Raw genomic sequence first — 11372 nt, 5'->3', positions numbered from 1 at the left:
CGTTGACGTAGCCCAGGTTCAAACCCTGCGGCAACACGTCGATGCTGGTCTTGCCGTTGACGTTGATCCCCGAACCACCCAGATTCGCCCCACCGATCACGCCGTTACCGCCGAGGTTGCCGGTCTGCCACTGCACTCCAAACTCACTGGCATCGTCCTCGCCGACTTCGACGATCAGGCTTTCGATCACCACTTGCGCGCGGCGTTGGTCAAGCAGATCGATCACCTCACGCAAGTTCCGATACAACGGCTCCGGCGCAGAAATCAGCAAGGTGTTGGTGGTGGCGTCAGCCTGAATGGTCACGCCACCGGCGCTGAAAGCGACGTTCTGTTCACTATTCTGCGCGCCGCCACTGCTGGTTCCGCCGCCACTACTGCCCTGCGCGTAACTGCCGCCGGTGCCGCCGCTGCTGTTAGTCGATGTTGAGCCGCTGCTTTGCGTACCGCTCTGGCCATTCTGCCCAGCATTGCCACCGGTGCTGCCACCCATCGCACTGAGCACCGATCGCGCACTGTCGCTGGTGCCGCTGTCACTCTCTCCCGTGAGCAAACCCCGCAACGCCTGCGCCAGTTTCGCCGCCTGCGCATTACGCAGATAAACCACATGCAGATTGCTCGGATTGCTCTGCGCGTTATCCAGTTTGTAGATCAGATTACGCGCCAGCTCGGTACGCTCCGGACTGCCGGCACGAATGATGATGGTGTTGGAACGCGGATCACCAATCACCGCGATTTTCTGCGTCGGATCATTGCCCGGTGCATCGAGCAAATCCGCCACCATCGGCGCAATGTCGGCAGCGATGCCGTTCTGGATCTGCACCACATCCGTGTCAATCGCACTCGGCGAATCAATGCTCGCAATCAACTGCGCAACGCGGGTCAGGTTCTCGGCGTAATCGGTGATAACAATAGTGTTATTGCCCGGATAGGCGTTGATCGGATTGTTCGGCGAAACGATCGGCCGCAGCACCGGAATCAGGTTCACCGCGTTCTCGTATTGCAGGCGAAACGTGCGCGTGAGCATGCCATTGCCCGCCGGTTTGTCAGCGCTGTAAATCGACCCACCCAAAAGTTTCGCATCCGCCTCCGGCACCACCTGCGCCACACCGCCGACATCAACCACACTGAAACCCTGCATGCGCAGCGCCGCCAGCAGCATGTCGTAAGCCTGCCGCGCAGGCACCTGACCTTCGGACACCAGCGTCAACGTCCCCTTCACCCGAGGATCGACCAAAAACTGCTGCCCGGTCGACCGCGACAACGCCCGCACCACCGCTTGAATATCCGCATCGACAAAATTCAGCGTCACCGGTTGATCGCCCAAAGGATTACTCGGCAAGGCAATGCCCGAAGCCGCCGCCCCACTGCGCGCACTTTTGGAGATGTTGTGCAATTGCTTCGGCACCGGTCGCGCCTGGGCCTGCGCACGTTCGCGGTCGAGCACCGCGTCGCCGCTGCGCTGGGTGTTGGCCAGCGGCCGACCGAGTTCACTGTCGACCAGCAGCGGCGGTTGATTCTGTGGCGTGGTGCTGGTGTTGCTGCATGCGCTCAGTGCCAACAACAGAAACGGCGCGGCCGTACGTAAATAATTGGATCCTGACCCCTTCATGAAGCTTCCTTAGCGCCCAGCGCCTGATCCATGCGAACGGTTCCCGACAGAGTGCCTGCCGTATCATCGACCTTGACCTCACTTGCAAGCTGCAAACGAGCCTCGACCACTTCCAGTGAAAACTGTACCGGGCTGCTCAACAACCAACTGATCGCCGCATCAGCCGCAGCCTCCTCGAACGTCAACTGCCACGCACCAGCCACGGCCTGCAATCGGTAGTGCCCAGCCAGCCCGCTGGCGTCGAGCGACTGTTGCAACGACTGTTCGAGGCTCTGCCCGGCGGGCGGACTCGCCACCTCGCGCAACAGCAACTCCAGCGCTGCCGCCTGGGAGCGTAATTTCGGCGTTTCGCTCTGCCAGAAATCGAGCTTTCTCAACGGCGGCTCGATCAGCAACAGCCAGATCAACACGCCGCCCAGTATCAGCGCAGTACCCGCCACCATGCGTTTCTCGCGCGACGTGAGTGATCGCCAATGCCGCTCAATCTGCTGACGCAATTGCACCCAACGGCCTCGATACAGCGCCAACCATTCACTCATCGTCGTTATCCATAATGGCGCCGCTGTCAGCAGACTCCGGCTCAACTTGCGCGCTCAACGTCCAGACGTTGTCATCACGCACAGCCGTCAGCCCTGCCTGACTGAGCGCCCCCGTCACCGAGCCCTCGGCGCTTGAGTGCGGCGTATCAGCGTCCAGTTCCAACTGCAAACGGCCTTGATCGAAAGTCAGCCGCTGAACACTGCCCGCCATAAAAGGCATCGCACTGGCAGCGTTTTGCACCAGGTAGGCAAAACCATCACCGGCGCCCGTCGCCGCTCCACTCTGACGCACCGCCAACTGCTGACGCGCCTGTTGCAACGGGTTGAGAATGACCGGCAACTCAGGGAACGCCTGCTTCACTCGCTGACTCATCTGCGCCTTGAGTTGCTGGCCCTGGCTGGCTTCGCGAGCCGCGTAAAGGTTCAGACCGACAACCCATACAGCCACCGCCAAGGCACAGCAAAACACTGTCCGGCCCCCGACCGGCGTGGGCTCTGCGGTTTTCTCGATACCGCCGTGCAGCCCCCATCCGGGTGCGGCGCCAGCCCAGCGCTGATCCGCAGGTTTGTGCTCAAGCACAGCCGCAGGCATGTCGTCACCGATCCACTGCACGGCGCTGCCACCGGCTAAAAGCGCCTGCATTCGCTCGTCAACCATCGGTTCCACCGAGGCTTGCTCAGTGCTGAGGCGCAGCAACAACTGCCCGTCCAGCACGCACGCGCTGATCTGCCCGGCCAGTGGCACCGGCAACGCATAAGGCGCGGGGTAAAGACCTCGCAGCTTCAGTCGATGCCGTCTCAACAACTCACCCAATCGCTGAAGCTCAGCCTTCGCAAGCCACGCCAGACAGACCTCGCCACTGCCCTCTCGAGCGCTGTGGGCAACGTGCATCTGTTCACTGCCACCGAGTATCAGCGCCTGCGCGGCACAGGCTACCGCAGCCGCTATTTTCGTCGCCGACAGCGGTGGCAGTTGCAGGCGAGTGAGCACGCTGTCTGCGGGATGAAGAAAACATTCCACAGCCTGCGCTCGAGATTCCTGCTCCAACAGCGACAACGTACTGACACCGGTCTGAATGACGCGCCCTGCCTGATCCAGACATGCCCATTCAAACTCTGTGTGCGAGGTCAATTTATGCAGGGGCGGCAAGGCGATTCGCAAGCGACTCATACACCGAACCTCGACCAGATCACTTTGGGCATGCCGTCCTGTGGACGATGCAGCACCGCCTCCAGGTTCACGCTGCGTTGCTCATCCCGCACCTGTCCGCGCAGCTGGAACCACTCGCTGCTGATACCGACGTTGAGCCCGTCCACCGTCAGGTGCGGCAAACGCAGGCGATTGACGAAGTCTCCACGGTTGATAAACCACTGACCGTGATCACGCTCGACCACTAATGCCCTGGCCCGGGAAAGCGACAGCCCAGGCACCACCGCCGCCAGAACCTCGGCGCTGGCCGTGTTGCCATTGACCCAGGTTCTGGCCGGAACAATGCTCACGTATTGACCCAGCCGAGCCATCGCCTGATCGCTCATACCGTCCAGCCCCCGCAACTCCTCAAGACTGCGCAGCATCGGCCGGGTCGCAGGCAACGGCCTGCGACTGGCGTTCGGCGAAGTCAATCGACCACTGTCAAAACCGATTTGCGCAGTGCTTGGCCCGACGTCTGGCGAACTCATGACTCGCGGGTACGCGGCAATGACTCGTTCGCTGATGCGCTGACTGAGGCCGGCGTCGATGCCGATCATTTCGCAGAGCCTTTCGAAGCTGCGCACCTGACCGAGATCAACCCGTTCGTTGCTGATCAAGTTGCGCAGATTGAACTTGCCTTGTTGGTCTTCCAGACCCCCTTCAAAAGCACCATTCGCCGAGTTCACCAGAGTGCTTTGGAGAGGTTGCGCCCATGGCTGATCGAGCCGGGTCAGGCTGTCTTGCAGGCGGGCATCGTTCAGCAATTGCCGACCCACTTCCAGGCCAGCCAACAGCACCGCGCCACCCTGCACGCGAGACTGTTCAGCTTCAAGGGAACGGGTGAAAACGCTCTGTCGGGTGAGCATGCCACCAGCAATCACTGCCACCACGGCGGCGATCAGCAAGGCGCTGATAATTGCCATGCCACGCTGTTTCGTCGCTGTCGACGAAGTCGATTTCATCGCGACGCTTAGAGCTGCCAGGAACCGATATCGGCATTGACGCCGTCGCCGTCTGGCTGCCCGTCCGCACCGAGGGAGAAGATGTCGACTTCGCCGTTCGCGCCAGGATTCAAATAGTTGTAAGGACGACCCCAAGGGTCATTGGGCAAGCGCTCCAGATAAGAACGCCAGTTGCTGTTTTTTGCGTCAGCCGGACGCTCGACCAACACCTTGAGGCCTTGGTTGATACTCGGGTAAGTACCGTGGTCGAGGCGATAGAGTTTGAGTGCCTGCATCAGGCCGGCGATGTCTTGTCTGGCCGCCGTCGCCCTGGCTTGATCAGGGCGGTCAAGCACTTTGGGCACAACCATCGCGGCGAGAATACCGAGGATGACCACCACCACCATGATCTCGATCAGGGTGAAACCCGACTGGCCGCTCCGGCCCGCGGACTGAGATTTGACGCGCGCGAAATCCATTTCAACCTTCCTTGGCTTGATTACAATTCGGCGCGCAGTGTAACAAAAGCCAGTCATCGTACAACACTCATTAACGCCCTGTTTTTTCTGCACATCGGTCGAGAATCGGGTGCTATTCTGCCGACCTGTTTCACCCCAGAGCCGGCTATGGAAGCGATGCGCAAGGAGCGAGGTTTTACCCTGATCGAGGTGTTGGTGGCGTTGGCGATCATCGCCGTGGCCATGTCCGCGGCAGTACGCGTTGCCGGACTGATGACTCAAAGTAACGGGTTGTTGCGCGATCGTTCGATCGCTTTACTGGCCGCGCAAAGCCGACTCGCCGAACTGCGCCTGGAAGGACGCTTTCCTTCCGGACTGAGAACGTTCGAGTGCGATCAAGGACGTTTGCAACTGCACTGCGAGCAATCCATCACAGCGCGCGGTGATGGCCGACTGGTGCGCGTCAAGGTGGTGGTAACCGATCGCGAGCGTGAAGCGCCGCCCTTGGCGCAACTGGAAACACTGCTCAGCCAACCGCTTGAACAGCGTTAATGACGTGGCTCAGGGGCGAGTCAATCGAGGCAGTGACGGGATGTCGGGCAACGTGCTGACCTTTAATCGACGCTGCTGCGCACCTTGCTCAATCACCACAGCATCTTTTTCAATGGCCACCACACGCATGTCCTGGGTCAGACGATCACCCACCAGAAAACTGCGTGCAGGCCCATCGTTGAGTGTGAGTATCGCTACCGCACCCTGCACTCCCGCCATCAGCCCGGAGACCTTGATCTCCACGGGGGCAGACTGGTTGGAAAACCACTGCAAGGCAGCAGTGTCGGCGCGTGCAGCCAAGGCCTGCGGCTCCACCACGGGGACGTGGGACTGTGCCGACGTCAACAACAACGATGACCAGAACAGCCCCCCTGCCACTGCTGCGACCAGCGCCGCCGACTGCAGCAGTTGTGCTGCCGATAAACGAAAAGTAAATGCCAAGACCCAACCTCCCTGTTGTCTTGCAGCGCAGTCTACAGGACAACCGGCGGTTTTTTATCCGGGCTGATCATTCGAATCCAGGACGGATTCACGACGAAGGAACGTTGCAGCATGACCAAGGACAGACAAAAGGGTTTCACCCTCATCGAGTTGATGGTGGTGCTGATCATCATCGGCATCGCCAGTGCCGCCGTCAGCCTGAGCATCAAGCCCGACCCGGCGCAACAGCTGCGCAAGGACGCCAATCGCCTGATCCAGTTGCTGCAAATCGCCCAGGCCGAAGCGCTAGCCGACGGACGCCCGATCACGTGGCTGACGGACAAGCAAGGCTTTCACTTTAGCCGTCGTGACGAACAGGGCGTGGGCCGCGATCACTTTTTGACCGACCCGCAACTGCATCCGCGCACATGGGAAACACCTTCGCTGACCATAAGAGTCACGCCTCAACGGCCGGTCGTGCTGCAAGCCGAGTGGTTTGACTCTCCCTTGCAACTGCAACTCTCGGACGGTCAGCACACACTCATCGTGCAACGCACGGCGGCCGGCAAAATACAGTTGGCAAACCGGCCATGAGTGCCCGTCAAGACGGCTTCACGCTGATAGAAGTCATGGTCGCGATCATGCTGATGGCCATCGTCAGCCTGATCGCCTGGCGCGGACTGGACAGCGTGACTCGCGCCGACAGTCACTTGCAGGCCAGCACCGAGCAAACCGAAGCGCTATTGCGCACGTTGCACCAACTGGAACGCGATGTGGCGTTGCGCGCCAGCATCGAACTGCGCGAGCCGAACCTGACCAACAACGACGATGACCCACCTGAAGGCCCCGCCGCGATCAGCGTGCGCAGCACGGACAACCAGAGTTTTCGTCTCGACGTGATCCGCAGCGCCGCGGACCCGCAGGACGGTTTGCAGCGCGTGCGCTGGTGGCTGAAAAATCAAACCCTGTACCGCGCCGCTGCGCCAGCCCGCAATCGATATCCCCTGCCCGCCCCCAAAGAAGCCGTGGCCGTACTCGACAGCATCAGCGACCTGCAAGTGCGCGTCTGGGAGGCAGACATGGGCTGGCGCCAACTCAGTGGGAACCGCAAAGAAAACCCACAAGGTCTGGAGATTCGCCTGACCCGAGGGACGCCGCAGGGCGAGGAGCATTATCGGCAGGTAGTGGGGCCACTGGACTAAGGGGAAGAATGAAACGCCTTCCCCCTTCAAGCATCGAAACAGCTGCGCACATTGGTCTTGGTCAAGCCGGGCTTTCAGTTGACTGGCCCGCCCCTCAAAGCGGTTCGGGGATCAGAGCCTGCTGGCTGGCCTTTGCCTGGGTCAGGTATTCAAGCGATCAGTTCAGACCCCGAAAAGGTTGCCCTGTGATTGCGACCAGTCATCTGCCAGACCGCGTTTGAGCGTGCGCACGCGGTCTTTGAAATCGACCGCGCATAAAGGTTTGATCAGTCTACCGAGCGCCCAAGGCAGCGCTGAGACGCTCAGGCCATCGAAGCCAGGTTTACCTTTGAGGTCCAGCGTAAGCCTGGCGTAACACGTGAGGCCGATCGATGCCATCTCACTGTCACGCACTCGGTTGATTTCGTTGAATAGGTGACTGGATAGTGATCTGGTAGCATTCTGAAAATTATTGATCGTTAGAAGTGAATCAAGCATGAAGCGAGTGGCAATCCTCCAATCGAACTACATACCCTGGAAGGGTTATTTCGACATGATTGCAGCCGTTGATGAATTCATCATTTACGATGACATGCAATACACGAAAAATGACTGGCGAAACAGAAACCAGATAAAAACTCCGCAAGGCGTTAAATGGCTGACCGTCCCCGCCGGCTCCAACCTGAACAGAAGAATCAGAGACGTTGAGCTCGACCCAAGGTGGCAGATCAAGCACTGGAGCAGCATCGAAGCCAACTATGCCAAGGCAGAATATTTCGGCGAAATTTCTCAACTGCTGAAACCACTGTATCTGGATCGACAATTCACAAGCCTTTCAGAGCTCAATAGAACGCTGATTGAAACGATCTGCGCCTACCTCAAGATAACCACCACAATAAAAAACTCTTGGGACTATTCACTCTGCGAAGGCAAAACAGAAAGAATCGTCGATCTTTGCCGGCAAGCGGGGGCGACAGAATACGTTTCCGGCCCTGCGGCTGAAAACTACTTAGAGGAAGATATGTTCGCCGAATCCGGAATCAAACTGACGTGGTTTGATTACTCTGGATACCGTGAATACCCGCAACTGTGGGGCGAGTTCACGCATGGCGTGAGTATTCTGGATGTGCTGTTCAACTGCGGAAATACCTCCAGAGATTTTCTGAGGTACTAGCGCCAACCGCAGGTTAGTTTTGCGCTGGTTTTGCGCAGGCACAAAAAAGCCGATCCATCTGATCGGCTTAAGTGTCTGATTTTACTCAGGAATTATGGTCGGGACGGAGTGATTCGAACACTCGACCCCTAGCACCCCATGCTAGTGCGCTACCGGACTGCGCTACGCCCCGACTGATTTACAACCCGCCCTTCACCTCGAAGAACGCTCAAGAATATAGCGCAAGCTTTTGAAAACTGGAAGTATTCAAACGCTGCTTTTTATTTCTTGAGAACCACCAGCACATCTTCCAATTCAGCAATCATCTGCCGAATCATCTGCTTGTACTGGGTAGTGTCGTCTTTGGCCTCATCGCCGGACAGGCGCAGGCGTGCGCCGCCGATGGTGAAACCTTGATCATAAAGGAGCGCGCGGATCTGCCGGATCATCAGCACATCCTGGCGCTGATAATACCGGCGGTTTCCGCGGCGTTTGACGGGGTTGAGTTGAGAAAACTCCTGCTCCCAGTAGCGCAGCACGTGTGGCTTTACGGCACACAGCTCGCTGACTTCACCAATGGTGAAGTAGCGTTTGCCCGGGATGACGGGAAGTTCGTCGTTATGACTTGGTTCCAGCATAAGCCTCAACTCGGGCCTTCAACTTCTGCCCTGGACGAAAGGTGACCACACGGCGAGCCGTGATCGGGATTTCTTCCCCCGTTTTCGGGTTGCGGCCAGGCCGCTGGCGTTTGTCCCGAAGGTCGAAATTGCCGAAACCGGACAATTTGACCTGCTCGTTGTCTTCAAGAGCGTGCCTGATTTCCTCAAAAAACAGTTCGACCAATTCCTTGGCTTCCCGCTTGTTCAGGCCCAGCTCTTCATACAGACGTTCCGCCATCTCAGCTTTCGTCAAAGCCCCCATACGTCACTTCCTTAACGTGGCGTTCAACCTTTGTTCGAGCGAGGTGAGGATATTTTGCGTCGTCGAATTCACCTCATCGTCATTAAGAGTGCGCGATGGATGCTGCCAGGTCAAGCCAACTGCAAGGCTTTTTCTATCAGGATCAATGCCTTTACCCTGATATACGTCAAACAGCCTGAGATCTGTGAGCCATTCGCCTGCATTTTCACGGATTACGTCCAGTACTGCCGAGGCGGCGACGTCTTTGTGCGCAATCAGTGCAAGGTCACGACGCACTTCAGGAAAGCGCGACAACTCGTGGAATTTCGGCATTTTACCGAGTGCCACTTCAGCCAGGACCAGCTCGAAAACGAAGACCGGACGGTCCAGCCCCAGAGCTTTCGACAGTTCAGGGTGAATGGCACCGATGAAACCGACTTCACGCCCTTCCCGCTCGATGCGCGCGGTTTGACCCGGGTGCAGCGCCGGGTGTTTGCCCGGAGCGAAAGTGAACGAATCCAGCGCACCGGCGAAGCCCAGCACCGCTTCCACGTCAGCTTTGACGTCGAAGAAGTCGACGGTGTCGCGACCTTGTGCCCAGCCTTCCGGCAGACGGCTACCGCACACCACACCGGACAGCATCGGCTCTTGCTTCAGGCCTGCCAGCTGACCAACAAAGCGCAGACCGCTTTCGAACAGACGCACGCGATCTTGCTGACGATTGAGGTTGTGCTGCAACGCCTTGACCAAACCTGGCCACAGCGACGAACGCATGGCCGCCATGTCGTTGGAGATCGGATTGGCCAGCAACAGCGGCTCAACGCCCGGATTGAACAGTTCGAACTGACGTGGATCGATGAAGCTGTAGGTGATGGCTTCCTGATAACCACGGGCCACCAACAGGCGACGCAGTTCCGGCAGGTCGCTACGCGCTTCAGCCTTGGCCTGCGGTGCCAGGCGAGCTTGCGGGTAACGCACCGGCAGACGGTTGTAACCGTACAGGCGAGCCAGTTCTTCGATCAGATCGACTTCCAGGCTGATGTCGAAGCGATGGCTTGGCACTTCTACGCGCCACTGGCCTTCACCATCGGCAGTAATGCCAAGACCCAGACCGCTGAGCAGACGCTCGACCTGTGCCGAATCCATTTCCATGCCCAGCATCTGAGCGATGCGCTGGGAACGCAGAGTGATCGCCGCGATTGACGGCAGGTGCTGTTCGCTGACGGTCTCGATGATCGGGCCAGCTTCACCGCCAGTGATTTCCAGCAGCAGGCCAGTGGCGCGCTCCATGGCTTCACGGGCCAGTTGCCAGTCAACGCCACGCTCGTAGCGGTGCGACGCATCGGTGTGCAGGCCGTAGGAACGAGCCTTGCCAGCGACAGCGATCTGGTCGAAGAATGCGGATTCCAGGAATACGTCGCGAGTGGTCGCGGACACACCGCTGTGCTCGCCACCCATGACACCGGCAATCGCCAGCGCGCGGGTGTGGTCGGCGATGACCAGCGTATCGCTACGCAGGCTGACTTCCTGACCGTCGAGCAGCACCAGCTTCTCGCCCTCTTCCGCCATGCGTACACGGATGCCGCCATTGATTTCGGCGAGATCGAAAGCGTGCATTGGCTGACCCAGTTCGAGCATCACGTAGTTGGTGATGTCGACGGCAGCATCGATGCTGCGCACGTCGGCGCGACGCAGACGCTCAACCATCCACAGTGGGGTTGGCTTGGACAGATCAACGTTACGGATCACACGACCCAGGTAACGTGGGCATGCAGCAGGGGCCAGTACTTCTACCGAACGCACTTCGTCGTGCACGGCAGGAATGGCCATGACCACCGGACGGGTAACCGGTGCGTCGTACAGCGCGCCGACTTCACGGGCCAGACCAGCCAGGGACAGGCAGTCGCCACGGTTCGGGGTCAGGTCGACCTCGATGCTGGCGTCTTCAAGATCCAGATACACACGGAAATCTTCGCCCACCGGCGCATCGGCCGGCAGCTCCATGAGACCGTCGTTGCCTTCACCGACTTGCAGCTCGGCTTGCGAGCACAGCATGCCGTTGGACTCGACGCCACGCAGCTTGGCTTTCTTGATTTTGAAGTCGCCCGGCAGCTCGGCACCGATCATGGCGAACGGAATCTTCAGGCCCGGACGCACGTTTGGCGCACCGCACACGACCTGGAAGGTTTCCGCGCCATTGCTCACCTGGCAAACGCGCAACTTGTCGGCATCCGGGTGTTGCTCGGTGCTCAGCACCTCGCCCACGACCACGCCGCTGAAAACACCGGCGGCCGGCGTAACGCTATCGACCTCAAGACCGGCCATCGACAGACGAGCAACCAGCTCATCGCGATCTACCTGCGGGCTAACCCAGCCACGCAGCCATTGTTCACTGAATTTCATCCTGCTCTCCTAAGAATTCGTTAC

Annotated in this window: 13 protein-coding genes and 1 tRNA gene; 4 read left to right on the top strand and 10 right to left on the bottom strand. The window is 59.0% G+C overall.

The genetic code is table 11. The annotated features are described in order from the left end of the window. The 5 genes from gspD to gspG all read right to left on the bottom strand — a co-directional run. The coding region (gene gspD / locus PMI37_RS17860; protein WP_008083307.1) for a type II secretion system secretin GspD at nucleotides 1–1609 on the bottom strand (1609 nt) is incomplete at its 3' end. Then, a complete protein-coding gene (gspM, locus tag PMI37_RS17855; protein ID WP_008083306.1) occupies nucleotides 1606–2148 on the bottom strand; it encodes a type II secretion system protein GspM in 543 nt (180 codons plus the stop codon). The genes gspD and gspM, both read right to left, overlap by 4 nt. Further along, the gene (gene gspL, locus PMI37_RS17850) at nucleotides 2141–3319 is read right to left on the bottom strand and encodes a type II secretion system protein GspL (RefSeq protein WP_008083305.1); all 1179 of its coding nucleotides are present in this window, start codon (nucleotides 3317–3319) and stop codon (nucleotides 2141–2143) included. The genes gspM and gspL overlap by 8 nt, the downstream gene beginning before the upstream one ends. Then, on the bottom strand, nucleotides 3316–4302 hold the full coding sequence (gene gspK, locus PMI37_RS17845; protein ID WP_045123180.1) for a type II secretion system minor pseudopilin GspK: 987 nt from the start codon (nucleotides 4300–4302) through the stop codon (nucleotides 3316–3318). The genes gspL and gspK overlap by 4 nt, the downstream gene beginning before the upstream one ends. An 8-nt stretch (nucleotides 4303–4310) precedes the next feature. Continuing rightward, nucleotides 4311–4760: a type II secretion system major pseudopilin GspG gene (gene gspG, locus PMI37_RS17840; protein ID WP_008083292.1), complete on the bottom strand. Its 450-nt coding sequence runs from the start codon at nucleotides 4758–4760 to the stop codon at nucleotides 4311–4313. A gap of 147 nt (nucleotides 4761–4907) precedes the next feature. Between gspG and gspI the strand changes: the two genes are divergently transcribed. Further along, the gene (gspI, locus tag PMI37_RS17835; protein ID WP_008083290.1) at nucleotides 4908–5291 is read left to right on the top strand and encodes a type II secretion system minor pseudopilin GspI; all 384 of its coding nucleotides are present in this window, start codon (nucleotides 4908–4910) and stop codon (nucleotides 5289–5291) included. A 9-nt stretch (nucleotides 5292–5300) separates the two neighbouring features. On the opposite strand, the gene PMI37_RS17830 is transcribed toward gspI, so the two are convergent. Beyond that, the gene (locus PMI37_RS17830; RefSeq protein ID WP_008083288.1) at nucleotides 5301–5732 is read right to left on the bottom strand and encodes a hypothetical protein; all 432 of its coding nucleotides are present in this window, start codon (nucleotides 5730–5732) and stop codon (nucleotides 5301–5303) included. Between the two features lie 111 nt (nucleotides 5733–5843). Here PMI37_RS17830 and gspH point away from each other — a divergent pair, with 111 nt between their 5' ends. The 3 genes from gspH (at nucleotide 5844) to PMI37_RS17810 (ending at nucleotide 8066) form a co-directional block, all read left to right on the top strand. Then, entirely contained in the window at nucleotides 5844–6305 is a 462-nt protein-coding gene (gene gspH, locus PMI37_RS17825; RefSeq protein WP_008083286.1) for a type II secretion system minor pseudopilin GspH, read from the top strand. After that, the gene (locus PMI37_RS17820) at nucleotides 6302–6913 is read left to right on the top strand and encodes a type II secretion system protein GspJ (protein WP_008083285.1); all 612 of its coding nucleotides are present in this window, start codon (nucleotides 6302–6304) and stop codon (nucleotides 6911–6913) included. Before gspH ends, PMI37_RS17820 begins: the two co-directional genes overlap by 4 nt. A gap of 475 nt (nucleotides 6914–7388) precedes the next feature. Continuing rightward, entirely contained in the window at nucleotides 7389–8066 is a 678-nt protein-coding gene (locus tag PMI37_RS17810; protein ID WP_008083284.1) for a WbqC family protein, read from the top strand. Nucleotides 8067–8161: 95 nt separating this feature from the next. Here the strand turns inward: PMI37_RS17810 and PMI37_RS17805 are convergent. The 4 genes from PMI37_RS17805 to pheT all read right to left on the bottom strand — a co-directional run bounded on the left by PMI37_RS17805 (nucleotide 8162) and on the right by pheT (nucleotide 11348). Further along, a tRNA-Pro gene (locus PMI37_RS17805) sits at nucleotides 8162–8238 on the bottom strand. Between the two features lie 88 nt (nucleotides 8239–8326). Further along, nucleotides 8327–8683 carry a MerR family transcriptional regulator gene (locus PMI37_RS17800; RefSeq protein WP_008083283.1) on the bottom strand — a complete coding sequence of 119 codons (357 nt, stop codon included), beginning with the start codon at nucleotides 8681–8683 and terminating at the stop codon, nucleotides 8327–8329. Next, complete coding sequence (gene ihfA, locus PMI37_RS17795; protein WP_002553164.1) at nucleotides 8664–8966, bottom strand: integration host factor subunit alpha; 303 nt, start codon at nucleotides 8964–8966, stop codon at nucleotides 8664–8666. Before ihfA ends, PMI37_RS17800 begins: the two co-directional genes overlap by 20 nt. A 3-nt stretch (nucleotides 8967–8969) precedes the next feature. Then, nucleotides 8970–11348, bottom strand: a complete 2379-nt coding sequence (gene pheT, locus PMI37_RS17790; RefSeq protein ID WP_008083282.1) for a phenylalanine--tRNA ligase subunit beta — start codon at nucleotides 11346–11348, stop codon at nucleotides 8970–8972. Nucleotides 11349–11372: the final 24 nt, after the last annotated feature.

Origin of the sequence: Pseudomonas sp. GM80 (genome assembly GCF_000282515.1) — a bacterium.
Classification (GTDB): Bacteria; Pseudomonadota; Gammaproteobacteria; order Pseudomonadales; family Pseudomonadaceae; genus Aquipseudomonas.
The sequence above is the reverse complement of the archived record's forward strand: the minus strand, read 5'-3'. Positions and strand labels throughout refer to the sequence as shown.

Excerpts from the sequence above, each read along its gene's own strand:
- gspM (WP_008083306.1), bottom strand. The coding sequence starts at position 2,148 with ATGAGTGAATGGTTGGCGCTGTATCGAGGCCGTTGGGTGCAATTGCGT.
- gspL (WP_008083305.1), bottom strand. The coding sequence starts at position 3,319 with ATGAGTCGCTTGCGAATCGCCTTGCCGCCCCTGCATAAATTGACCTCG.
- gspK (WP_045123180.1), bottom strand. The coding sequence starts at position 4,302 with ATGAAATCGACTTCGTCGACAGCGACGAAACAGCGTGGCATGGCAATT.
- gspG (WP_008083292.1), bottom strand. The coding sequence starts at position 4,760 with ATGGATTTCGCGCGCGTCAAATCTCAGTCCGCGGGCCGGAGCGGCCAG.
- gspI (WP_008083290.1), top strand. The coding sequence starts at position 4,908 with ATGGAAGCGATGCGCAAGGAGCGAGGTTTTACCCTGATCGAGGTGTTG.
- gspH (WP_008083286.1), top strand. The coding sequence starts at position 5,844 with ATGACCAAGGACAGACAAAAGGGTTTCACCCTCATCGAGTTGATGGTG.
- PMI37_RS17820 (WP_008083285.1), top strand. The coding sequence starts at position 6,302 with ATGAGTGCCCGTCAAGACGGCTTCACGCTGATAGAAGTCATGGTCGCG.
- PMI37_RS17810 (WP_008083284.1), top strand. The coding sequence starts at position 7,389 with ATGAAGCGAGTGGCAATCCTCCAATCGAACTACATACCCTGGAAGGGT.
- PMI37_RS17800 (WP_008083283.1), bottom strand. The coding sequence starts at position 8,683 with ATGCTGGAACCAAGTCATAACGACGAACTTCCCGTCATCCCGGGCAAA.
- ihfA (WP_002553164.1), bottom strand. The coding sequence starts at position 8,966 with ATGGGGGCTTTGACGAAAGCTGAGATGGCGGAACGTCTGTATGAAGAG.
- pheT (WP_008083282.1), bottom strand. The coding sequence starts at position 11,348 with ATGAAATTCAGTGAACAATGGCTGCGTGGCTGGGTTAGCCCGCAGGTA.